Here is a 21,650-nt window from a genome sequence, read left to right on the forward strand (position 1 = left end):
AAGACTGCGGCGTAGAGGAGACAGAGCGCTTCGAGCGGGACATTCGTGTACCTGTGACGTGAAATTCAGGTTCGCTAATGCGAATAGTTTTCAGTAGCCTTCAGGTTAATGACGCTCGACCTTTCGTAATTTCCAGAAATAAATAAAAAAATCGCCGATTCGATGAAACGGCGATTGTCAGGCTCAGGCTCAGGCTCAGGCTTGGCGCAGCGAGGGGAGTGCACCGACTCAGTCGGCGCCGGACACCATCAGTACGTAGGGGCTCAACGTTGTCACATGGCCGCCCAAGGGGGCGATGGCTGCCTGCAACGCTTGCCGTGGCGAGCGCAGGTCGAGCGCGGCGGTGATCCGGCGTTTGCCCAGCGCCTCGTCGTTGAGGACGATCAGCCCAGGTTGGTAAGGACGCAAGCGTGCAACGACGTCGCTCACTGGCTGATCGATCACCAACATCTGCCAGTGGCGCCAGGCCGCAATCTGCTCCACGGGGATGGAGGCGCGTTGAATACTCTGGTCCTGACGCAAGAAGCTGATGCGCTGGCCTGGCTTGAGCGGTTCCAGTGTGGCGCCATGACCACGTTGGTCTTCGACATTGACCGAGCCGTTTGCCACGCTCACATCAATGGTGTCGGGCGACACCTCGACGGCAAAGGCGGTGCCAGTGACAGTGACGGTTATCGCCTCGGCGGATACCTGGAACACGCGCTGAGGCTGGGACTTGACGGAAAAGAACGCTTGCCCGCGCAGTAAGGTTACCTGGCGTTTATCGGCGCTGAACTGGACATCGATAGCGCTGCCGCTGTCCAGTTCCACCACGCTGCCATCGCTCAGGATGACCTGGCGGTGCTCGCCGACAGGACTGCTGTAGTCGGCAGTGTTGCCTTGCCAGTCGGGGAGCACCAACAACATCGCACAGGCGGCCACGGCGCCACTGACGACCATGCGGCGCAGCCAGCGACGTCGTGCGCCTGGTGGGGTGATCGGCGCAGGCAAAGGGCAATCGAGCAGGGGGCTGCTCATCAATTGCCCGCTTATCCGCCAGACTTTCTCGGCTTTGCGATAGGCTCGCAAATGCGCAGGGGACGCCTCAAGCCAGGCCTGCAGCTCATCGTGCAAGGCTTGGTCTGCAGGGTTTTCCTGCACGCGCAGGAACCAGTCCAGCGCCGTTTCCCAGACTGGATCCCCAGGACGACTGTTCACCGCCGCGGGTGTTTCGGCGCGAGGCTCAAGCACGGGCGTTGCAGGTCGTGAGGGCAACAGCTGCTGCTATGGCATGCAGGCGTACCGCTGGCGTGTTGTCAGTCATCGCTCAATTGCTCCGCGCAGTAGGTGAGGGCGTCCCGAACGAGTTGATGGGCCAGGCTCAAGGAAATCCCCAGGCGTTGTGCGATGTCCTTGAAGGTCATGCCATGCAACCGGTGCATGACAAACGCCTGGCGAGATCGCTCGGGTAATTGGGCCAAGGCATTTTGAAGCCGCTGCAACTCATCGCTGTAGAGGGCTTCGCATTCTGGCGAAGGATTTTCAGAAGGCAACCCTTCGAGCTCGTCCTCGCTGGCCGGGTGACGGTTTTCCCGGGAGAGGCGCCGATTCAGGTCAAGGGCGAGGTTACGCACAATACGGTAGAGGTAACCCACGGGCTGAGCCAAGGGTGTTCGATCGGCGTTGATGTCATTGAAGCGCAGCCAGGCCTCTTGAACCACGTCTTCAGCCTTGGACCGACAGCCCACGATTGGCGACGCATACTCCACCAGCGCCTTGCGGTGTGAGAGGTAAAGTTCAAGTTTTTGACGGTGTTCTGACACAACGACCACGCTCGTTAAACACAATGACTGCCCGATCAGGCGTGGCGATAGTAGTCGTGTTGATAATCATTATCAAATATGATTTTGACGGATGATGTCTACAGGCTTCGCGGTCGAGCGTACGGGGCAGCGAGTGCCTGAGCCTTGCTGCCACCGTTGTTGCAGGAACGTCACAGTCTGGCTCGACACCCGTGTGAGCCGGATACCCTGACGAAACGAGGCATCCGGCCAACGGTTGCCGCCTGCACTGCTAGGCGAACGATTGACCGTGGAAACCTCTTGGAAGTCGCTGACGACCGGGCATCGCGGCGAGTTTTGCCCGCCAGTCCGCGCGCCAGTCATTGATGGCGTGAGCCCCCTTTGCGTGCCGTGCGGAACGGCGCGTGGCGTTACGCAGGTCTCTGCGGGCTGCCTTGAAGGCATCGGTGTTGCGGCAACTGCGGCATTTCACCTTTGAAAGCTCAAGTGTGGTGCTGAGGTTGTCGCCGTGATGGCCGCAGGCGAGATGCCCGGCGACCTTGAAATGAATGACCATGGTGTACGTCCTTTGTCGTGAGTGCAGGGCAGCGCAGGGCGTTTGCTCGCGCTACGCCTCGGAGCCAATCGGAACGCGGTGTCGAACCGGCACCGTGTCGTTCCGTTTCCTGAGTCTGAGGGATTGGCGACACAGGGTCTGTTCGCTGAAACACATAGGCCTACGTGTACTAGCGCACAGACGCTGGCGGACGGGCACGCGCATGCTGGGTCATAGGTAGATCCCTGCCAGTACTCCTCGGAGAACAGTATGAGCACCTTGCACAGATTCACGTATAGCGCCTTGATGGTGGCTTTGCTCGCCAGCCTGAGTGGCTGTCCGAGCATGTCGACACAGGGGCGTAACACGGCCATTGGCGCGGGCGTTGGCGCTGTCGGTGGTGCCGTTTTGACCGGGGGCAGCACCATGGGCACTGTCGGCGGCGCCGCGATTGGCGGAATCATCGGCCACGAAGCCAAGTAGTTGTCACCCCTATGCGCGCTAGCGCATCAAGGAGCACGTCATCATGATATTCACTCATAAACTGACACGTTCAAGGCTTGCCTTGGCGTTGCTGCTCGGGCTGTCTTCAGCGATGCTGTACGCGACGACTGAAGAAACAGTCGATAGCTCGGCGGTACAACTGGAACCTCAGGAGCAGAACGGAATCCGCTACCTCAGCGGAGGCATTGGCCTGGACGAGTCGACGGCCCTTCAGCAGACGAAGGGCTATAACCTGCACCTGACCTTTTCAACGGGGCCCGCTAACCAGTACGTCAGCAATGTCGATCTGGTGATTCAGACTGAAAGTGGCAAGCCTGTACTGTCGCTGAGTCAGGTAGGGCCGCTGGTGTATGTACAGTTGCCGGCAGACAAATACCTTGTGATTGCCCGCACTGATGGCCGTGAACAGCGGCGCAGCATTGCGCTCGCCGGCACGTCAACCGGCACGGTTAACTTCCACTGGAGTGAGTAGCGCAGGGGCAGCTATCGCGAAGCGTCCGCGCGGTGCCCTTGAGACCGTAGGTCCAGCCGTAGGGGTATGGTCGAGCTGTCGCGCTAGACTTCAATCCTCAGACCACGCTAAATGACAGTGGAGCCCTTATGAGAACCGCCCTTGTTCCCTGCGTAGCAACGCTCCTCTCGCTATTTTGCCTTGGCGCCACGGCCGAGACCGTTACACCGCTCAAGGGCCAGTCCCCGGAGACTGTCCAGCAGGACATCAGCGCCTGCCAGGCACAGGCTGGCAGCGTCAGCAGCACCAACACTACGCAATCGGGTGGTCGTGCCCGTGGTGCCGCTACCGGCGCGGTCGCGGGGGCGGCGGTTGCCGGGGCGCGTATGCGTCAGCATGACGAGGTGTATGACCGGGTCGACGATGATGTAAAGCAAGACTACCGGCAGAACCAGGCCAAGAATGCCGCGGTGGCCGGGATGGCGGTCGGTGGATCGCGGCAGCGCCAGGACCGGCGCCAAGACCGGCGCAATGCGGATCAGAACAGCGCCAGTACATCCTCTGCCTACAGCACGTGCATGCAGCAGCGCGGCTATCAAGTGACACCGTAAGCCTGAAGCGTCAGTGCCCCGCCAAATCAAACCAAAGTGGACACATGCAATGCCCATATCGGCACGGTCGCATTAGTTTTGGCCAAGATCAGTTATCCCGCCATGCGTCGCGAGGCGTGTTTGCCTGCGATAAAAGGCGTGAATAGCCCACACCACCCCTACGAATAACAATCCTGTCCCAACTGCTTCCATAGGAGAGGGCCATCGTTGGTCAATGAGAAGGCCCATCGTAGTTGCATAAATGGTTCCGCTGGCGATCAATTGCCCGCTTAGAGCTAGAGGTAGGCGCCGCGTTGCGATTGACCACGCCCAGGCACCTGCAAGGGTGGCACCTACTCCCTGAATTAACCCACATACGATTAGCGCCTGAGTACCTGCTAACCCGTTCGGATGGCTAGCGAAGTGGGAGAGTTTCAAGTACAGCCCAACTGGGATGAAGGCCAGCATTTCGACGCTGCACATGAAGATCAGCATGGCTGACCACAACATGGGCGACATGCGTGGGCGTTGAGCCAAAGCACTTTCATTCAGCAGGCCAAAACCTGTCCAAAATCCAATGGCCATTAACGATGCGAGCAGCCCGAGCAGTATCGAATTGGTCGGGAGCGCCACCTTTGCGGCGCTGAAATCAAACACGCTCAAGTTGACCAAACTGATGCCCAAAGCCGCGACCAGCAGCGGCCCGGCAATGGCGCGCCAGGGCACGCTGGAACTTCGCATGTTGCCGGCAATCGCGAGCACGATCGGTACTGACCCCATCATTACCGGAGGGATCACCGGCCCAGCTGCCAAGACCGCAGTGGTGATCAGAAAGAAGTAGCCGATGTAGCCCAAGAAGCCCAGCAATGCGGCAATGGCCCAGTCGCTCAGTTGCAATTGCCGCACTTCGCTACGGTAAACAAACAGCACGAGCAGGCTACCTAAACCGGCAAAGGCATAGCTCACCACGGCCAGATCAAAAAGGCTGTAATCGCCGACCAAACTCGGAAAGATATAGAGCAGCGACCATGAAAAAGTAGCGGCAATGGCTGCTAACAAGCCTAGGATCATACGCTCTGCTCCTGCTGGCCCTGCTGCTTCCGGATCCAGCAATGAGCTACGTGCCGGGCAGTGTCGAATACCCGCACGTCCTGGCCCATGGCGCCGCTGACAAAACTGCCCTCCAGCAAGACAAACAGCCCCTCAGCAACTACGTCAGGGTCGCTTATACCGGCGCTCATGGCCAAGGCAGTAAGATTTTCGCGTATCCCTTGCTTGTGTCTACTCACTGCCAAATGCACAGGGTGGCTAAACTGCGGGAATTCAGCCGCACTGTTGACGAACAGGCACCCACGCTCGCTATCTTGCAAAAGAAAGCGTTGATACAAATCGAAAAACGCGAGCATGCCACTGACCGGCTCAGGATGCCCTGCCAAGGTGCGCGCTACCTCTTCGCGCCAGCGTCGGTCACGTTCTTCAAGGCAAGCCACTATCAGCGCATCCTTGGAAGGGAAATGGCTGTAGAGCGTCATCTTGGTAACACCCGCCATCGCGGCAATGGCCATCACCCCCGTCATGTATATGCCTTGTGACAGAAACAGCTTCATCGCCGCGTCAATCAAGCGCTCACGGGTATTGTCCAATTTAAGGTGCTCCGGCATAGGGATGGCGTTGACTATACTGACCGGTAAGATCGAGGCGCATCCAAATACGACCTGAATCACGGCCGTTACGACACTGGCCGCAGCATGCCTGCGCAGCGGTAAATCGCAGGATTGGCCAATCAGAAAATTCGCTACGCGAGTTCCTTGCTTTGCAACCAGCAAAATCGTCGCACTCTAGCTTGGCGCTCCACTGACCAAGGAAGTTGCGGGAATGTTCGTCCGCGCTTCTCGGACTGAAGTCGTAAACCACTGCCGTGATCGTTGAATATGGCGTAGTGCATCGACTGAGGGTTGGACTTGCACGCCGGTTTGGCCGACCCAATGCCCTGGGCTGACCGCTTGGTACTTTGCTGTCCCGCCGTATTTATCAGCGTATGAGCTGCAGGACTGCCTATGCGTCAACCCGCTGTTTGTGGGCCTGGATACACAGGAGCAAATCCGCCGCCCAATGTACGGAAGTTGGTTGTCTGGCCTTGGTATAGCCGTGCGGCCACTGACAGTACCTCGCCAGCATAGGCGTAGTTACGAACGTCGAACTTCAGCACTGAGACTGTCGTTTCGGCTGATAGGGTTCTTTGGCCTGGCAGGATCAAGGCTTGGGCTACATAACTACCTGCAATAATCTCCTGCCAGACCCGCTGGGTGAGCTTGTCACCACGGTAGGCTGCCCGGCTGCCAAATCCGGTGCAAGGTTTGAAGAACAGCCCCCGGCGCTCCTGCCAAAGGCGCTCAGCATTTTCTGCCGTAATGACTTCGGTATGCGGAATGCTGGTCAGTAATAGATCTTGGGTCGCTTGTGGAACCTTCCATGCGTTCAATCGTTGGGCATCACAGAGTAAGGCCAAGTTGCGTTTGTCTGCGTATAAAGCATGGGCTTGCGGGTGTGGTGTGAGTAGCGTGGCTCGTTCAAGGTAGGCTTGGCGCAGTGTGGCATTGCCAACGGCCTCGAGGGAAAAGTCGGTTAAACGGTTGTAGACCATGTCGATGGCCAACTGTTCATGCCAAAGCTGTCCATCCCTCAGGCTCAGTTCAGAGGGGTCGACGATCACTGCTTCTATACCGTTGCGTTGGAACAACTGCTGGAACAGCAGGAACTCTGGGTACAGGTATTGTTGCTTGGGCGTCTCATCGACAATGGCAATACTGCGCAACGGTTTGTCCCGCCCATACTGTGACCACTCCTGACGAAACATTGCACTAATGCTGCTCTCAATTACCTCAGCTCTTCTTGATGGTGGCAGCAACTGCTCTATAGCCGGGCAGCAGGCGTGCTGCGCTCTTGATAACACTGCATTGAGCATCGCCCCACCCGCATTGGTGTTGATCTCGATCAGGCCGAAATTGTTCTGGGTGACATGGAAGTCATACCCAAAGAACACTCCCTTGGCCCCACCTGGGTCATGTCGTGCGATAGCAGGAGAGTGAGCCAGCACTTCCTCTCGGTAAGCCGGGAGTGCAACGACTGATTCGACCGCGCGCACGACCTGCGCCATTCGATCCAAGTGGGCTGGTGCGATAAAGACCGGATGGGCGGCAAATAGGTGGGGGCAGCGTTGCTGCACAAGCTCAAACAAGCCAGGCTGACCGAGAGTCGACTCCAGGGTCTCGCGCAGGGCGTCTTTATCCAGGCTGATGCAAAAACACTGATTGTTTAGGGTTTCGATAGGCACACCTGCAAGAGCCGCCGCAGCGGCGGCCGTCGAAAGAAACGCTGCGTCATTGTCGGGCAAGGGTATAACCAACTTAGGCATCGCTGTTTCCCCAAGGGCTGGTCAATGACACGCCCCACCTGTCGCGCTGATTGCAACCTTGGTATCCCAATACTTGTCGTCAGAGTGTACTCGCAAGCCATGCGCTGTACGCTCCACAAGCATTCAGCGCTCGGGTGGCAGAAGTAAAGCACACTGGAGCTGCCAGCGCTGCGGCGTGGAAAGAGGATCAGTGGTCGTACGGTCAATGCTCGCGGCTGCTATGCCTTCACAAGGGAGCAGTGTTTCAGTTCACTCAGGAGCCATGTACAAACGGTACAAACCGCAGCGTATCTGGGTTGTTATGCAGGCTCGGTGCGCGAACCGAAAAACAGGTGCCAATCCCTGGCAGGAGGTGGCCGATGTTGTTCATTGTCAGTTGGTCAATTTCGTCGGAACGTCGTAACGCGGCAATCGAGCGGTTTCTCAAGACGGGAGGCGCTCCACCCGCAGGTGTGACCCTGCTGGGGCGCTGGCATGCCATCGGGCGCATGACCGGTATGGGCATCGCAGAAGCCAGCGATGCCGCGTTGATGCAAAAGTGGGCACTTGAATGGACCGATCTCATGAGCATGGAGATTCACCCTGCACTGACCGATGAGCAGGCGGCGCCGTTACTCGCCGCAGTGATCGCCAACAAATAGCCCGTGACGGGCACGATGCCGCTGGCAAAGGTACCGTCGGGTCGCTGAAGCCCAGCGCTCCCTTTGCTGGCTGGCATGCAACCACAGTGCGGCCCCATCGTTCATGCTCACTGCTGCGACAGCGATTCCGGTACACAGACCCTTCCCTCGAACAACAGCCTGGCGGTACGGATCAGGCCGCAGCCGGCGATCTGGCCGTTGTGCAGGCGGATCTCGACGCTGAACTCGCCGGTTGGATGCTCCACCGATATTCGCTTTACCTCACCGCCCGGTAGGTGCGCGATGGAGTGTGCGACAGAACCTTCGATCAGGCAGGCGGTGGCCGCACTCACGGCCCCGAACACGCCGATAGCGGTATGGCAGCGGTGGGGGATGAACGAGCGGGTGCTGATGGCACCCCCCGACTGCGCCGGCGCGACCAGGCACATTTTCGGCACATTGCGCGCGCTGACGTCACCCAGGTTCATGCGCGGTCCTGCCTGCAGGCGGATCGACTCAAGGCGGGCCTTCAGCAGTGAGTTTGCCTCCAGTTGCTCGGGGCTTTCCTCACCACTGCAGCCCAGGTCTGCGGCGCGCACCAGCACGACCGGCATGCCGTTGTCGATGCAGGTCACTTCGACGCCGTCGAAGACATCCCGCGCATTGCCGGTTGGCAGCAGCGCGCCGCAACTGGAACCGGCGACATCCGCGAACTCGATGAGTATGGGCGCGGCCTGACCGGGTACGCCGTCGATCCGGGTTTCGCCGGCGTAGCAGATGGCGCCGTTCGGTGTCGGCACCTTCGCGACCGCGACTTGCCCGGTGTTTTCCATGAAGATCCGTACCGGGGTGATGGCTGCGTGAATCGCGACCAGCCCCTTTTCGATGGCGAACGGGCCGACACCCGCAAGAATGTTGCCGCAGTTCTGGCCGTAATCCACCCGTGGTTCATCCACCAGTACCTGAGCGAACAGGTAGTCAACGTCGGCATCGGGTCGGTCAGACGGCTTGATGATCGCGACCTTGCTGGTGAGCGGGTCGCTGCCTCCGATGCCATCGATCTGGCGTTTGTCCGGTGAGCCCATGACCGCGAGCAACAGGCGGTCGCGCTGTGTCGGTTGGCTGGGCAGGTCGCTGGCCAGGAAGTAGGCGCCCTTGGAGGTGCCACCGCGCATCAGCAGGCAAGGTATACGTACCTGGCTCATGCTCAGCCCTCCAGTTCATCCAGGCTATCGACGTAGCGCAGGCCCTTTTCGGCCAGGCGCTGGCGCATGTTGTAGAGGTCCAGACCGAGTTCGCCATTGGCCAGGCGTACACGCTTTTGTTCCTCCAGGTCGGCGCGTTTGCGCGTGGCCTCTACGACCTGATGCACCTCGTTGTGGCGTACGACCACGACGCCATCGTCGTCGCCCACTAGAACATCCCCGGGGTTGATCAATTGGCCGGCGCAGACCAGCGGCAGGTTGACCGAGCCCAGCACTTCTTTCACCGTGCCCTGGGCGTTGATGGCGCTGGACCAGACCGGGAAGCCCATCTGACGCAGTGTGTGGCTATCACGGATGCCGGCGTCGATCACCAGTGCGCGTACACCGCGTGCCTTGAGCGAGGTGGCGAGCAAGTCGCCGAAATAGCCGTCGGTGCAGGGTGAACTGGGTGCCACGACCAGGACATCGCCTGGCCGGCACTGTTCGACGGCGACATGAAACATCCAGTTGTCGCCCGGCGCCACCAGTACCGTGACGGCTGAGCCGCTGATCGACACCCCTTGCTGGATGGGCCGCAGCGACGCGCCGAGCAGCCCCTTGCGCCCTTGTGCTTCATGCACCGTGGCTACGCCGAAGCGCCCCAGTTCGTCGATCAGCGCGGCGTCGGCACGGGGGGCGTTGCGTACGACAATCCCGGTTTTTCCGATCAGTGCGCTCATGCCAGGTGCTCCGTAACCCGTGGAAAGAGGCTCTGGTAACCCTCGGCGTAGACAATGTTGCGACTAGAGGTGATGCCGACATTGCGTTTGGCCTGTACGCCCCGCTGCAGTGCCACGCGGGTGTAGTACTCCCAGAGGTGTTCCTGACCGGCCATGCACTGGATCGCAGCGTACTTCTTGTCCCAGACCTCCGTAATGTCGAGGAACACGTCCGGGCGCCACTCGCACTGCTCTGGTTGGTGCGGCTCGAAGCTGTAGACCGGCGGTGCCCCGAGGATTTTCTCGCCAGGGTTGTAGCCTTCGGCCTGGGCGATGATGCGCGCCTCCTGGGTCAGGTTCATGGCCAAGGGGTGGTCATAGTTGTAGGGGTCCTTCAGCGAATGGCTGAGGACAAAGGCCGGTTGCACGCGACGGAACACATCGGCCAGGCGAAACAGGGTGTCTGTATCGGCACGCATCGGGTAATCGCCGATGTCGAAAAACTCGACGCTGGCTCCCAACACCTCTGCTGCTGCCAGGGCTTCGTCATGGCGCACGGCCTTGACCCGCTCCTCGCTCATGTCGCCCTTGCGCCACAGCTTGGCGGACTCACCGCGTTCACCCATCGACAGGCAGACGATATGCACGGCATAGCCTTGTGCGGCATGCAGGGCGATGGCGCCGCCTGCGCGCCAGACGAAATCGGCGGAATGTGCGCTGACGACCAGTGCGGTTTTCTGTACATCGATCATGGCGAGGTGTCCTCCTGCTTTTTGAAAAGCATGTCACTCACCGCCACTGGCGAATAATGCGTTCAGTTGTTCGAGGTATGCGTTTTTCTTATTGATGTCCTCAAGGTGCAGGGGCATAGTTCCGCCAGCATGAGACTTCCAGAAGGTATGAGCACGAATGTTGGCTGATGAGCTTCCAAACCTGATGCAGGTGCGAGCGTTCGTTCGGGTGGCTGAACTGGGCAGCGTGTCGAAGGCCTCCGAGGCTGTTTACCGGGCACAGTCGGTGGTCACGCGGGCAATCGCCGAGCTGGAGGCGCGCCTGGAGGTGCCGCTGTTTGAGCGGCATGTCAACGGCATGCGCCTGACCGACTATGGCGCCCGGGTGCTGCCCCGAGCACGGCGTGTTCTGGCGGAGCTGGAGACGGTGCCACGGCTGCTGGAGGGGGCAGCGGGCAAAGCGGTCGAGCCGCTCTACCTGTTCCAGGCCCGGCGCTTGCAGGTGTTCGTCAAACTCTGCGAGACCTGCCACATGCAGACGGTGGCGCGCCATTTTGGCTTGAGCCAACCTGCCGTCAGTGCGGCGCTGAAGGTGCTGGAGGGTGGTTGTGGGCAATCGCTGTTCGAGCGAACACCACGGGGCTTGCAACCGACGCGGGCCAGCCACGAGATTGTCTTTCCGATCCGTCGTGCGCTGAACGAACTGCGGCATATTCAGGCCGATATCACCGCAATGCGCGGCACATTGCAGGGTGTGGTGCATGTCGGCGCGCTGCCGTTGGGGCGTACCCGCATACTGCCGGACGCCATCGTTCGGCTCACGGCCGCGCACCCCGGCATTCGCGTGATCACCAACGAGAGCCCGTTCGACCTGCTGGCTACCGAACTGCGGGCCGGCGATGTCGATTTCATTTTGGGGGCCTTGCGTTCGGCCGACTATGCCTCGGACCTGGTCGGCGAGGCTTTGCTGACGGAGGAAATGGTCATACTGGCGCGCCGTGACCACCCGCTGTGCAGCGTGCCGGTTGGGCGCGAAGCGCTCAGTGAGGCGCACTGGGTGTTGCCACGGGCCGGTTCGCCGGCGCGGCAATTACTGGACGCGTGGTTCACCGACTCGGGCCTGGCCGTGCCCTGGCCGGTGGTCGAAAGTGGCGACTTGGCGATCATTCGCGGGCTGTTGCTGCGCTCGGACATGCTGGCCATTGTGTCCGCCCACCAACTGGAGCAGGACATTGCCTCGGGGGCGCTGTGCATCCTGCCGGTGCAGCTGAAGCAGACCACCCGTGCCATTGGCCTGACTTACCGCAGTGGTTGCCTGCATTCGCCCGCCGCGCAGGTCATGATGACGATCATTCGCCAGGCGATTCGCGAGCAGGTGGATGGCTAACAGGCCGGCCGAACGTTCGGCCAGCCTGTTGCGGGTGGATCAGAGCAGGCTGAGCGGATAACTGATGATCAGACGGTTCTCGTCGAAGCTGTTGGTGCTGCCCCAGTCACGGCGGATGCTGGAGTTGCGCCATTTGACGTTGAGGGCCTTGAAGCTGCCACTTTGCACGGTGTAGGTCAGTTCGCTCTCGCGGCCCCATTCGGTGCCATCCGTGGTGCTGCTGTTATGCACGTCGGTGCCGTGAATGTAGCGGGTCATGAAGGTCAGGCCCGGTACGCCGAAACCGGCGAAATCGTGGTCGTAGCGCAGTTGCCAGGAGCGCTCCCTGGCGTTTTCGTAGCTGGAGTTGAAGCTGTCGTTGGCCAGCACGCCGCCACTGGTGCCGTTGACGCGGAACCACTCGTCTTTACCCATGACTTTCTGCAGCCCGACATAGAAGGTGCTGGCGCCGTACTTGGCGGAGAACAACCCGGAAGCGGTGCGGTTGTCCAGTTCGCCAGCCCGCGCGCTGCCGTCTTCCTTGCCCCAGAAATAGCCGAGGTTGGCGCCCAATACCCAGCGCCCCAGCGGTTGTGAGTGCTGCAGTTGCAAGTATTGTTGCTGGTAGATGTCCTTGAGTTCGGCGTTCCACAGGCCAATCAACGTGCGGTCCTGATTCAGCCGGTATTCGCCGCCTGCAAAGTTGAACCGGTCAGTGGTGTACGCGGTACGGGTGAACAGCGACAGGTCTTCCATGCTGGCATCGTTGCGCGGGCTGTTGCCGCGGATTTGCCCGCCGTAGAGGGTCAGGTGGTCGATTTCCCGCGAGCTGATCTGGGCGCCCTGGAAGGTCTGCGGCAGTGACCGTGCATCATCGGCGCGCAGGATCGGCAGCACAGGCATCCACTCGCCGACTTTCAGTTCGGTTTTCGATACGCGGGCCTTCGCCGCAAGGGCCAGGCGTCCATAGTCGTCAGCGGGTCGACCGTCGTCATGTACCGGCAGTAGCTGGGTGTTGGTGGTGCCTTTGCCGCCATCGAGCTTGAGGCTGTACAGGCCGAGTACATCCAGGCCAAAGCCGACGGTGCCTTGGGTGAAGCCAGACTTGGCGTCGAGAATGAAGCTCTGCGTCCATTCTTCGGCCTTGCCCTGTCTGGTCTGATCGACGAAGTTTCGATTCAGATAGAAATTTCGAAGAGTCAGTGTCGCACTGGCGTCATCGCTGAAACCTTCTGCGAACCCCTCCAGTGGCAGTGCAGATGCAATCGCCAGGGTGCAGAGCAAGCGAGGGGTGACGGTTGTTTTCATTGTTGTTGTTCTCCGTTTTTTGAGCAAAGCGTGGCCCGCCGCCCCGTTGCAGGGCAGGTCGAATGGGGCTGTTGCAGGGTGGCCTGGGCGGGCGCTGGTGCAGCGGGTGGGGGTAGGGGCCTTCGCCTTTTCGCGCGGGCCCCGCCCATGGATCAGCGTGCGGTTTTACCTGCTACCGAGTACAGCACTTGCTGGTTGCGGGTTTTCATGAAGTCTTCCAGGCTTTGCCCGCGCATGGCTGCATAGACGTGCAGGTTGGGGATGCCGAGGACGGCGGCGAGCTTCTCCAGGACGAAGAAGATCGCGCCGTAGTGAATCAATCCCCGCCAATCACGTCGGCGCAGCAGGTCGCGTTCTTCTTCGCTCAGCCCGGCTTCCTCGAACAGGGTTTCGGGTGCGTCCAGAAAGCGCTGGCGCCAGTTCGGTTCGATCATGCGGTGCAGGAACTTGTTCAGGCGATAACCCTTGGCACTGCGTTCCAGTGTGAACGGGTAGGTGCCTTCCAGCTTCTCGATACCGGCCAGTTGACGGCCCATGTGTTGCAGATGACGTGCGTTGAGTTCGGCCGGCACTGGGCGCGCCTGGTTTTCCAACAGCAGCGTGGCGATGCCGGTCATGGAGGGCAGGTAGTAGTCGTAGTGCAGTTGCTTCACCGTCGATGACAGCGCGCCGCGCATGATCAGCCAGGTGATCACTTCTGCACCCTCCATGCCGCCGAGTGTGGCGTATTCGGCCAGGGTCATTTCACTCAGGCGCACCGGGTCGTTGACGAACAGGTCAATGAACTGGGCATCCCACTGCGGGTTATTGAAGCCGCAGCGCTCACCATGCACCTGATGCGACACACCGCCGGTTGCCACGATCGCAACCTTGAGGTCTTGCGGGTAGCTCTCGATGGCGCGGCGCAGGGCCTGGCCCAGTTTGTAGCAACGCGCTGCGCTGGGAACCGGGAACTGCAGGACGCCGACCTGAAGGGGGACGATTTCCACTGGCCAGTCGGGTTCACAGGGTAGCAGGGCCGACATGGGCGAGAAGAAACCGTGATCCAGCGGTTTGTCGCGGAAAAAGCCCATGTCGAACTCGTCGCTCATCAGGCTTTCGCCGATGTGCCGTGACAGTGCCGCATGGCCCCTGATGGGCGGCAGCGCACGTGGGTTGCCACCTTCATCAGCCACGTCGTAGCGCTCGTCCACACCCAGGGTGAAGGCGCCGTAATGGTCAAAGAAGAACGATGTGACATGGTCGTTGAAGATGTAGAACAGCACATCGGGTTGCTGTTCCTTCAGCCAGGCCTTGATCGGCTCGAAGCCTTGGAAAATCGGCGCCCAGGCTGCCTCGTCCTGTTTATCGTGATCGACTGCGAAGCCGATGGTTGGGGTGTGCGAGACCGCAAGACCACCAATAATACGTGCCATGTGAGTTTCCTTTAAACGAAGCGGATCATTGCGCGATCAACGTCTGGTTGGCGCGGCGCCTTGCCTGACCGTTGGCCAGAATCGCCAGGGCCGCGATGAAGGCCGGCAAGCCAAGGAGGGTGAACAGGGTGGGCAGGCCCAGCCCCAAGCTTAGAATCACGCCACCGATCAGCGAGCCGAAAATCGCCCCGAAGCGACCGATGCCGAGCATCCAGCTGACGCCAGTGGCGCGAAAATCCGTTGGGTAGTAGTTGGGCGCAAAGGCATTCAGGCCAGTTTGCGCACCGCTCATGAAGAAGCCCGCGGCAATCACGCCCACGGCCAGCAAGTTCGACTCCAGGCTCAAGGCCCCAAGCAAGAGGATGAAGGTGCCTCCCAGGGCATAGGATGTGGCGATGACGCCGTTCGGGTTGCGGCGGTCCATGATCCAGCCGACGACGATGGCGCCGACGGTGCCGCCGATCTGGAACAGGCCGGTCAGGGTGGCTGCCCGCTCGATGCTCAGGCCGCTGTCACGCAGCAGTGTTGGCAGCCAGCCCATAGTCAGGTAGATCACCAGCAGGCCCATGAAGTAGGTCATCCAGAGTGCCAGGGTACCGAGGCGATAGCGCTCACTGAACAGCATGCGTACAGGTGCTTTATGCTGGGCCTTGGGTTCGGCAACGGTAAAGCAGGTGTTCGCATCGAAGGTGCCGCCCAGCCGGTTCAAGACCTTGGCGATCTGGCTCGCGGGTGCATTGCGCGCCGCCAGGAAACGCGCCGACTCAGGCAGCAGGAACCAAAGAGCGGGCAGGAGCAGCAAGGGCAGAATACCGCCGGCCATCAGTACCGATTGCCAGCCATGCAGAGGGATCAGCCAGGCGGCCAGCAGCCCACCGGCACCCGAGCCCAGGTTGAACCCGGTGAACATGAGGGTGATCAGCAGTGAACGATTGCGCTCGGGGAGGTATTCCGAGAGCAGGGTCGTGGTGTTTGGCAATGCCGCGCCCAGCGCGATACCGATCAGCAGGCGCAAGGCCGCCAGCTCATAAGGGTTGCGGGCAAATGCACAGCCCAGGCTGAGGAGGCTGAAGCCGGTCACGGCGAAAACCAGTACCCGCTTGCGCCCGAAGCGGTCGGCGTAGGGGCCGGCGGTCAGGGCACCTATTGCCAGGCCCACCATGCCGGCACTCATCACTGGGCCGAAGGCCGCACGGGACAACCCCCATTCCTGCATCAGCGAAGGGGCGATGAAGCCCATGACCGCGACGTCGAAGCCGTCGAACAGGACAATGAGGAAGCACAAACCGAGAATAAGCCACTGGTAGCCTGTCATGGGCCGGTTGTCGATCCACGCTTTCACATCGACAGTTTGATTGAGCATGCGCATTCACCTTTTGTTTTTGTAGTGGTGAAAATTCCGCCGGGCATTCGAAAACACTGATGACCGGCAGGAATCACCTGACCGCATCGCGGAGTGGGGTGAGTCTACGGCTGCAGGCCGTGGGGCGGCCTCTTGGAAATCTTTAAGCGGGTATCGCTTTTGTTTATCGCGGGGTTTTCTGCTTAGCAGCACGCGGATCCCTGGCGAACTGTTTGCCAGGCAACAGGCACCCAACACTTTGTTGCTTTTTACACTGCGTGGATTTCAGCGCTAACCATAAGTTACTGAAATATAAGGATAAAAATACTGGCATGGCTCCTGCACTGCCTCATCAAAAGGCCGCCGAAGGTGGTGGCCGACGATGAGTAAGCCGTGAGGAACCTATGCCGAACACCCTGACCAGCGCGCACTACCCACTTTCTGAACCGGATGCGCATGTCATCCGCAGCGATGCCGAAGCCATTGCCGTTGCGCACAAGGTTGCAGCTTTCCTGCTGGAGGGCGACGCTGAGCGTGATCGCCAGCGCCAGGTGCCCGCCGAGGTGGTGGATGTGTTCTCCAACAGCGGCCTGTGGGGTATTACCGTGCCCAAGGCCTTCGGTGGCGCTGAGGTGTCCTACGCCACCCTGGCCGAAGTGATTGCCATTATTTCCGCGGCCGATGCGTCGCTGGGGCAGATTCCACAAAACCACTATTGCTTGCTCGAAGACATCCGCCTGCAGGGCAGTGACGCACAAAAGCGCTTTTTCTTCGGCCTGGCGCTCAAGGGCAATCGTTTCGCCAACGCACTGTCCGAGACGGGCGGCAAGACGGTACAGGACATCCAGACGCGCTTTACCCACGATGGCGAGTCCATCGTCATCAATGGGCGCAAGGGTTACTGCACCGGTTCGCTCTACGCTCACTGGCTGGGCGTTTTGGCGCTGGATGCCGAGGGCAGGGCGCACCTGGCGTTTGTGCCACGCCACACCGATGGGCTGACCGTGGTCGATGATTGGGCCAGTATCGGGCAGCGCAATACCGCCAGCGGTACGGTACTGGCGCAGAACCTGCGGGTACCGGCGTTCAATGTGTTCCAGACTTATCGCTCTTACGAGAACCCGACCCTGGCCGGGCCGTTTGCACAGATCACCACCGCCGCCATCGATGCCGGTATTGCCCAGGCCGCGCTGCGCGACACCGTGCGCTTTGTGCGTGAGCATGCGCGGCCCTGGATCGACGCCGGGCTGGCCAAGGCCAGTGAAGACCCGCTGACTATCGTCCAGGTCGGCAACCTGAGCATCCGCCTGGAGGCTGCAGAAGCATTGCTGGAGCGCGCCGGCAAGGTCATGGACAGCGTGCGGGCGGCGCCGGACGAAGACGGGGTGGCACGGGCTTCGGTGGCCGTCGCCAAGGCCAAGGTGCTGACCACGGAAATCGCCCTGGAAGCCAGTAACCGCCTGTTCGAACTGGGCGGCACGCGTTCCTCGCTGGCCCTGCACAACCATGACCGGCATTGGCGCAACGCCCGCGTGCATACCCTGCACGACCCGGTGCGCTGGAAGTACCACGTGGTGGGCAACTGGTTGCTCAATGGGGTTAAACCGCCACGCCATGACTGGTCGTAGGGCGTACTGCACTGAGGAGTGAAGGGATGAACGAACTGTTCGCCAATCTCAATGGAGGGGAAATCGCTCAGGCCTGCCTCGATACCCTGACCATGCTCGGCGCTGCGCTGAGCTTTACCGTGCTGTTGGGCTTGCCGTTGGGGGTGTGGCTGTACCTCACCGGCAAACAGCAGTTGCACGAAACCCCGGGTGTGTACCGCGGCCTGTCGGTGCTGGTGAACACCCTGCGTTCGTTGCCGTTCATTATTCTGCTGATTGTTCTGGTACCGGTAACCACGCTGTTGACCGGTACTTCGCTGGGCGTGGCAGGCGCCATTCCGCCGCTGGTGGTGGGCTGCACGCCGTTCTTCGCCCGGCTGGTGGAAACCGCCCTGCGCGAGGTCGACCGTGGCCTGGTCGAGGCGACGCAATCCATGGGCGGCAGCACCTGGCAGATCATCTGGCACACCTTGCTGCCTGAAGCACGCACCGGGCTGATCGCTGCCGTGACCGTCACCGCCATTGTCCTGGTGGATTACACCGCGATGGCCGGGGTGATCGGTGGCGGTGGCTTGGGCGATCTGGCCATTCGCTTTGGTTATCAGCGTTTCCAGACCGATGTGATGGTGGTCACCGTGCTCTTGCTGATTGTTCTGGTGCAGGCCCTGCAGGTCAGCGGTGACCGGTTGGTGGTGCGTTACAGCCGACGCTGAAAAATATCCTCCCGAGTGGCAGCCGGGTAGTGCTGCCAACTGTGGCCCCACGTCCACCCCACGACGGCCAATCCTCTAGTGTTCAAGGAGTCACTGTAATGAAAAAGGCTATTGCCATTCTGGCTGCCGTGGTCGCGTTCAGCGTGCAGGCGGGTGAAAAACTGGTCGTGGGTGCTACCCCGGTTCCCCATGCGGAAATTCTCGAATTCGTGAAACCGGCACTGGCCAAGGAGGGCGTCGATCTGGACATCAAGGTGTTCTCCGACTTCATCCAGCCCAACCTGCAACTGGCAGAAAAGAACCTCGACGCCAACTACTACCAGTACCGGCCGTTCCTCGACGAGTTCAACAAGACCCGCCACACCAACCTGGTGCCGGTGGTCGGCGTGCATATCGAGCCCTTTGGCGCCTATTCAACCAAGATCAAGGACTTGTCGGAACTCAAGGACGGCGCCTCGGTGGCGATTCCCAACGACCCGGTCAACACGGGCCGGGCATTGGTACTGCTGCATGAAGCTGGCCTGATCAAACTGAAAGACCCAAGCAACACCTTGGCGACCCAGCGCGATATCGCCGAGAACCCGAAGAAACTGAAGATTCGTGAGCTGGAAGGCGCACTGTTGGCGCGCTCGGTAAGCCAGGTCGACCTGGCTTTCGTGTTTGCCAACTACGCCCTTGAAGCCGGTATCGACACCAGTAGTGCGCTGATTGTCGAGAAGGGCAAGGACCTCTACGTCGAGTACCTGGTCGCCCGTCCGGACAACCTGCAGAGCCCGGCCGTGCAGAAACTGGCCAAAGCGCTGAACTCGCCACAGGTGCGTGAATTCATCCTTGCCCGTTACAAAGGCCAGATTGCCCCGGGGTTCTAAGCCCTGTCGGCATCGTGGCTGCCAGGAAGCCCATTCAGATGACCCAGTACACTGCACTCAAGGTTGCACCTGATGATCTGGCGCCGGCGCCCTCCGCCCGTCGCGAGGCACAGGTGAGCACCCTGCATGAACCGGCGCATATCCGCCTGCAAGGGGTAGGCAAGCACTACCCGGGCAATCCCCAGCCAGCGTTGAGCAACCTGAACCTGGCAATTCGTCACGGTGAGGTATTTGGCATCATTGGCCGTAGCGGTGCTGGCAAGTCATCGCTGATTCGCACCCTCAATCGCCTTGAGCAGCCGAGCAGCGGTCGGGTGCTGATCGACGATCAGGATATCGGCCTGTACAACGCCGCGCAGCTGGTGCAGTTGCGGCGGCGAGTGGGCATGATTTTTCAGCACTTCAACCTGATGTCGGCGAAAACCGTCTGGGACAACGTGGCACTGCCCTTGCGCATGGCCGGGGTGGACAAGACGCAGATTGCCAGCAAGGTCAGCGAACTGCTGGCTCTGGTGGGGTTGCAGGACAAGCATCAGGCCTACCCGGCGCAACTGTCCGGAGGGCAGAAGCAGCGCGTCGGCATTGCCCGTGCCCTGGTGCACCAGCCGCAGATCCTGCTTTGTGACGAAGCTACCTCAGCCCTTGACCCGGAAAGTACTCAGGCAATCCTGGCCCTGCTGCGCGATATCAACCGCCGTCTGGGCCTGACCATTGTATTGATCACTCACGAAATGGAAGTCATCCGGGCGATCTGCGACCGGGTGGTCGTGCTGGAGCGCGGAGAGGTGGTGGAGCAGGGCGAGGTCTGGCAACTGTTCGGTGACCCACAGCATGAGGTCACCCGCACCCTGCTGGGCCATCAGCTCAGTGACGTACCTGCCGATCTGCAGCAGCGGTTGCACGCCGGGCCGGGGGCCGTGACGGATGAACGGTTGTTGAGCCTGCAGTTCAGCGGCCACCGGCACGAGGTGGACCTGCTAGCGATTGCCCGGGCTCTGGGGCCCCAGAGCCGTTTGCTGCACGGTGGTGTCGAGCGTATTCAGGGGCGCGCCCAAGGGCGCTTGCTGGTCGGCGTGCCGGTTCAGGGCGATGCCGAGGCGCTGATCGCAAAAGCGGCGACGTTGGCCGACCGGGTGCAGTTGCTGGGGTACCTCGCGCCACGCTGAAGGGGCTTGCACTGTTGAAGCTGAAAAGCCCGGGGCTATCGATGGGATAGCCCCGGGCTTCTTTGTATTGATCACGGGTGTTCAGATTGACAGGTTGAATGCCCGGGTACCGGTCTCGCGTGGTGCGGGTTGGCGTTTATTGACCACCAGCTCGCCGCTTTTGATCAGCATTGCCCGGGTGATGTTGCGGCTCAGGCCGAGCAGGTTGGCGGTATGCACCTGGTTGTAGTGGGAGAAACGGTAGGCGGCGCGCAGCAGCAGCGCCTCGACCCGTTCATGCAGGGCACCGCTTTCCTCTTCGAACAGTTTCTGGAAGGCCTGCTCCAGCAGGGCTTCGGCGCTGTCGTTGTGGTTGCTGCTCTCCTGGCGTTCTATGCGCAAATTGGACAGGTGCAGGTCATGTGCGCGTATCAGGTTGTCACGGCAGATCAGCAACGTGTGGTGAATGACGTTTTCCAGCTCGCGAATGTTGCCCGGCCAGGAATAGCTCACCAGTTTCTGCTGGGCCTCGGCATCCAGCACAATCTCGCCATAGCCCAGGCGTCGGCTGTACTCGGCAATGAAGTGGCGAATCAGCGGCAGGATATCGCCTGGTCGTTCACGCAGAGGGTTGAGTTCCAGGCTGACGACGTTCAGGCGGTAGTAGAGGTCCTCGCGGAAATGCCCGGCATTGATCGCCTTTTCCAGTTGCACGTTGGTGGCGGCCAGCACCCGTACATTGATCGGGATGCTCTTGCGTGAGCCCAGGCGCACCACTTCCCGCTCCTGCAGTACGCGCAACAGTTTGACCTGGATCGGCATTGGCAAATCGCCGATCTCGTCAAGGAACAGCGTGCCGCCGTTGGCCTCTTCAAACCAGCCGGCCTTGGCGCTCAGGGCGCCGGTGAAGGCGCCTTTCTCGTGACCGAACAACTCGGCCTCCACCAGCGTTTCAGAGAAGGCGCCGCAGTTCACCGCGATAAACGGCTTGTTGCGCCGGGCACTGAGGTTGTGCAAGTGACGCGCCACCAACTCCTTGCCGGTACCGGTTTCACCAATGATCAACACGCTGGCGTCACTGGGAGCGATCTGTTGCAGGTGCGCCAGCAGCGCTTGCGATTTAGGGTCTTCGAAAACCTGCGCAGTGGCGCGGATCGACGTGGCCAGTGCGGGTGAGGGCGGCAGCGTGAGTAGTTGCATGGTCGGGCCTATGAGTAAAAAGACGGTGTTTGTAGCGCCCCGTTTGGCGCCCAGCCGTTCAGTCGTAGACGGGCTGTTGGGCTGGCAACACTGCTGAGCTGCGTAAGGCACAACAGTATCGGTGTGTGCGGTGTTGAATGTAATTGATCTAACAA

General features: G+C 60.6%; 22 protein-coding genes. 9 read left to right on the forward strand and 13 right to left on the reverse strand.

Annotated features, from left to right (window positions below; genetic code table 11):
* Positions 1-228 precede the first annotated feature (228 nt).
* From UIA24_RS16410 to UIA24_RS16420, 3 genes are all read right to left on the reverse strand, one after another.
* On the reverse strand, positions 229-1,230 hold the full coding sequence (locus UIA24_RS16410) for a FecR family protein (protein ID WP_330523328.1): 1,002 nt from the start codon (positions 1,228-1,230) through the stop codon (positions 229-231).
* A 65-nt stretch (positions 1,231-1,295) separates the two neighbouring features.
* The gene (locus tag UIA24_RS16415; protein ID WP_330523329.1) at positions 1,296-1,802 is read right to left on the reverse strand and encodes a sigma-70 family RNA polymerase sigma factor; all 507 of its coding nucleotides are present in this window, start codon (positions 1,800-1,802) and stop codon (positions 1,296-1,298) included.
* A 250-nt stretch (positions 1,803-2,052) separates the two neighbouring features.
* A complete protein-coding gene (locus tag UIA24_RS16420; RefSeq protein ID WP_099775041.1) occupies positions 2,053-2,337 on the reverse strand; it encodes a hypothetical protein in 285 nt (94 codons plus the stop codon).
* A gap of 249 nt (positions 2,338-2,586) precedes the next feature.
* On the opposite strand from UIA24_RS16420, the gene UIA24_RS16425 reads away from it, so the two are divergent.
* From UIA24_RS16425 to UIA24_RS16435, 3 genes are all read left to right on the forward strand, one after another.
* Positions 2,587-2,799 carry a glycine zipper 2TM domain-containing protein gene (locus UIA24_RS16425; RefSeq protein ID WP_102051584.1) on the forward strand — a complete coding sequence of 71 codons (213 nt, stop codon included), beginning with the start codon at positions 2,587-2,589 and terminating at the stop codon, positions 2,797-2,799.
* Between the two features lie 43 nt (positions 2,800-2,842).
* Positions 2,843-3,292: a hypothetical protein gene (locus tag UIA24_RS16430; RefSeq protein WP_099775038.1), complete on the forward strand. Its 450-nt coding sequence runs from the start codon at positions 2,843-2,845 to the stop codon at positions 3,290-3,292.
* Positions 3,293-3,420: 128 nt separating this feature from the next.
* A complete protein-coding gene (locus tag UIA24_RS16435; protein ID WP_102051585.1) occupies positions 3,421-3,882 on the forward strand; it encodes a hypothetical protein in 462 nt (153 codons plus the stop codon).
* Between the two features lie 72 nt (positions 3,883-3,954).
* On the opposite strand, the gene UIA24_RS16440 is transcribed toward UIA24_RS16435, so the two are convergent.
* The 3 genes from UIA24_RS16440 to UIA24_RS16455 form a co-directional block, all read right to left on the reverse strand.
* Positions 3,955-4,932, reverse strand: coding sequence for a DMT family transporter (locus UIA24_RS16440; RefSeq protein ID WP_065757619.1), 978 nt, complete (start codon positions 4,930-4,932; stop codon positions 3,955-3,957).
* Positions 4,929-5,504 carry a TetR/AcrR family transcriptional regulator gene (locus UIA24_RS16445; RefSeq protein WP_083199713.1) on the reverse strand — a complete coding sequence of 192 codons (576 nt, stop codon included), beginning with the start codon at positions 5,502-5,504 and terminating at the stop codon, positions 4,929-4,931. Before UIA24_RS16445 ends, UIA24_RS16440 begins: the two co-directional genes overlap by 4 nt.
* A 419-nt stretch (positions 5,505-5,923) precedes the next feature.
* Positions 5,924-7,276: a hypothetical protein gene (locus UIA24_RS16455; protein ID WP_330523331.1), complete on the reverse strand. Its 1,353-nt coding sequence runs from the start codon at positions 7,274-7,276 to the stop codon at positions 5,924-5,926.
* Between the two features lie 359 nt (positions 7,277-7,635).
* Between UIA24_RS16455 and UIA24_RS16460 the strand changes: the two genes are divergently transcribed.
* Positions 7,636-7,917, forward strand: coding sequence for a DUF3303 domain-containing protein (locus tag UIA24_RS16460; protein WP_330523332.1), 282 nt, complete (start codon positions 7,636-7,638; stop codon positions 7,915-7,917).
* A gap of 107 nt (positions 7,918-8,024) precedes the next feature.
* Here UIA24_RS16460 and UIA24_RS16465 read toward each other — a convergent pair whose 3' ends face one another.
* Genes UIA24_RS16465 through galB form a run of 3 tightly spaced genes read right to left on the reverse strand, consistent with a single transcriptional unit; the run spans position 8,025 to position 10,551 of the window.
* Entirely contained in the window at positions 8,025-9,101 is a 1,077-nt protein-coding gene (locus tag UIA24_RS16465) for a 4-oxalomesaconate tautomerase (protein WP_330523333.1), read from the reverse strand.
* Between the two features lie 2 nt (positions 9,102-9,103).
* The gene (locus UIA24_RS16470) at positions 9,104-9,820 is read right to left on the reverse strand and encodes a 4-carboxy-4-hydroxy-2-oxoadipate aldolase/oxaloacetate decarboxylase (protein ID WP_102051587.1); all 717 of its coding nucleotides are present in this window, start codon (positions 9,818-9,820) and stop codon (positions 9,104-9,106) included.
* On the reverse strand, positions 9,817-10,551 hold the full coding sequence (gene galB / locus UIA24_RS16475; RefSeq protein WP_330523334.1) for a 4-oxalmesaconate hydratase: 735 nt from the start codon (positions 10,549-10,551) through the stop codon (positions 9,817-9,819). The genes UIA24_RS16470 and galB overlap by 4 nt, the downstream gene beginning before the upstream one ends.
* A gap of 157 nt (positions 10,552-10,708) precedes the next feature.
* Here galB and UIA24_RS16480 point away from each other — a divergent pair, with 157 nt between their 5' ends.
* Positions 10,709-11,917, forward strand: a complete 1,209-nt coding sequence (locus UIA24_RS16480; RefSeq protein WP_099775025.1) for a LysR family transcriptional regulator — start codon at positions 10,709-10,711, stop codon at positions 11,915-11,917.
* Between the two features lie 39 nt (positions 11,918-11,956).
* On the opposite strand, the gene UIA24_RS16485 is transcribed toward UIA24_RS16480, so the two are convergent.
* The 3 genes from UIA24_RS16485 to UIA24_RS16495 all read right to left on the reverse strand — a co-directional run bounded on the left by UIA24_RS16485 (position 11,957) and on the right by UIA24_RS16495 (position 15,982).
* Entirely contained in the window at positions 11,957-13,204 is a 1,248-nt protein-coding gene (locus tag UIA24_RS16485; protein WP_330523336.1) for an OprD family porin, read from the reverse strand.
* A gap of 152 nt (positions 13,205-13,356) precedes the next feature.
* Positions 13,357-14,619: a gallate dioxygenase gene (locus UIA24_RS16490; RefSeq protein ID WP_099775021.1), complete on the reverse strand. Its 1,263-nt coding sequence runs from the start codon at positions 14,617-14,619 to the stop codon at positions 13,357-13,359.
* A gap of 25 nt (positions 14,620-14,644) precedes the next feature.
* Positions 14,645-15,982, reverse strand: a complete 1,338-nt coding sequence (locus tag UIA24_RS16495; RefSeq protein WP_099776685.1) for an MFS transporter — start codon at positions 15,980-15,982, stop codon at positions 14,645-14,647.
* A gap of 383 nt (positions 15,983-16,365) precedes the next feature.
* On the opposite strand from UIA24_RS16495, the gene UIA24_RS16500 reads away from it, so the two are divergent.
* From UIA24_RS16500 to UIA24_RS16515, 4 genes are all read left to right on the forward strand, one after another.
* Positions 16,366-17,589, forward strand: coding sequence for an SfnB family sulfur acquisition oxidoreductase (locus UIA24_RS16500; protein WP_330523338.1), 1,224 nt, complete (start codon positions 16,366-16,368; stop codon positions 17,587-17,589).
* A 26-nt stretch (positions 17,590-17,615) separates the two neighbouring features.
* Positions 17,616-18,281 (forward strand): methionine ABC transporter permease, encoded by a 666-nt coding sequence (locus UIA24_RS16505; protein ID WP_099775017.1) that lies wholly within the window; start codon positions 17,616-17,618, stop codon positions 18,279-18,281.
* A gap of 98 nt (positions 18,282-18,379) precedes the next feature.
* Entirely contained in the window at positions 18,380-19,150 is a 771-nt protein-coding gene (locus UIA24_RS16510; RefSeq protein WP_330523340.1) for a MetQ/NlpA family ABC transporter substrate-binding protein, read from the forward strand.
* Between the two features lie 38 nt (positions 19,151-19,188).
* Positions 19,189-20,316: a methionine ABC transporter ATP-binding protein gene (locus tag UIA24_RS16515; RefSeq protein WP_330523342.1), complete on the forward strand. Its 1,128-nt coding sequence runs from the start codon at positions 19,189-19,191 to the stop codon at positions 20,314-20,316.
* Between the two features lie 81 nt (positions 20,317-20,397).
* On the opposite strand, the gene UIA24_RS16520 is transcribed toward UIA24_RS16515, so the two are convergent.
* A complete protein-coding gene (locus tag UIA24_RS16520) occupies positions 20,398-21,495 on the reverse strand; it encodes a sigma-54 interaction domain-containing protein (RefSeq protein WP_330523343.1) in 1,098 nt (365 codons plus the stop codon).
* Between the last annotated feature and the right edge of the window lie 155 nt (positions 21,496-21,650).

It is taken from the genome of Pseudomonas sp. AL 58, assembly GCF_036348395.1.
Taxonomy (GTDB): Bacteria; Pseudomonadota; Gammaproteobacteria; order Pseudomonadales; family Pseudomonadaceae; genus Aquipseudomonas; species Aquipseudomonas defluvii.

Bases quoted from the DNA above. Each gene is read 5' to 3' on its own strand.
- UIA24_RS16420 (WP_099775041.1), bottom strand. From the start codon at position 2,337: ATGGTCATTCATTTCAAGGTCGCCGGGCATCTCGCCTGCGGCCATCAC.
- UIA24_RS16425 (WP_102051584.1), top strand. From the start codon at position 2,587: ATGAGCACCTTGCACAGATTCACGTATAGCGCCTTGATGGTGGCTTTG.
- UIA24_RS16430 (WP_099775038.1), top strand. From the start codon at position 2,843: ATGATATTCACTCATAAACTGACACGTTCAAGGCTTGCCTTGGCGTTG.
- UIA24_RS16435 (WP_102051585.1), top strand. From the start codon at position 3,421: ATGAGAACCGCCCTTGTTCCCTGCGTAGCAACGCTCCTCTCGCTATTT.
- UIA24_RS16440 (WP_065757619.1), bottom strand. From the start codon at position 4,932: ATGATCCTAGGCTTGTTAGCAGCCATTGCCGCTACTTTTTCATGGTCG.
- UIA24_RS16455 (WP_330523331.1), bottom strand. From the start codon at position 7,276: ATGCCTAAGTTGGTTATACCCTTGCCCGACAATGACGCAGCGTTTCTT.
- UIA24_RS16460 (WP_330523332.1), top strand. From the start codon at position 7,636: ATGTTGTTCATTGTCAGTTGGTCAATTTCGTCGGAACGTCGTAACGCG.
- UIA24_RS16465 (WP_330523333.1), bottom strand. From the start codon at position 9,101: ATGAGCCAGGTACGTATACCTTGCCTGCTGATGCGCGGTGGCACCTCC.
- UIA24_RS16470 (WP_102051587.1), bottom strand. From the start codon at position 9,820: ATGAGCGCACTGATCGGAAAAACCGGGATTGTCGTACGCAACGCCCCC.
- galB (WP_330523334.1), bottom strand. From the start codon at position 10,551: ATGATCGATGTACAGAAAACCGCACTGGTCGTCAGCGCACATTCCGCC.
- UIA24_RS16480 (WP_099775025.1), top strand. From the start codon at position 10,709: ATGTTGGCTGATGAGCTTCCAAACCTGATGCAGGTGCGAGCGTTCGTT.
- UIA24_RS16485 (WP_330523336.1), bottom strand. From the start codon at position 13,204: ATGAAAACAACCGTCACCCCTCGCTTGCTCTGCACCCTGGCGATTGCA.
- UIA24_RS16490 (WP_099775021.1), bottom strand. From the start codon at position 14,619: ATGGCACGTATTATTGGTGGTCTTGCGGTCTCGCACACCCCAACCATC.
- UIA24_RS16495 (WP_099776685.1), bottom strand. From the start codon at position 15,982: ATGCTCAATCAAACTGTCGATGTGAAAGCGTGGATCGACAACCGGCCC.
- UIA24_RS16500 (WP_330523338.1), top strand. From the start codon at position 16,366: ATGCCGAACACCCTGACCAGCGCGCACTACCCACTTTCTGAACCGGAT.
- UIA24_RS16505 (WP_099775017.1), top strand. From the start codon at position 17,616: ATGAACGAACTGTTCGCCAATCTCAATGGAGGGGAAATCGCTCAGGCC.
- UIA24_RS16510 (WP_330523340.1), top strand. From the start codon at position 18,380: ATGAAAAAGGCTATTGCCATTCTGGCTGCCGTGGTCGCGTTCAGCGTG.
- UIA24_RS16515 (WP_330523342.1), top strand. From the start codon at position 19,189: ATGACCCAGTACACTGCACTCAAGGTTGCACCTGATGATCTGGCGCCG.
- UIA24_RS16520 (WP_330523343.1), bottom strand. From the start codon at position 21,495: ATGCAACTACTCACGCTGCCGCCCTCACCCGCACTGGCCACGTCGATC.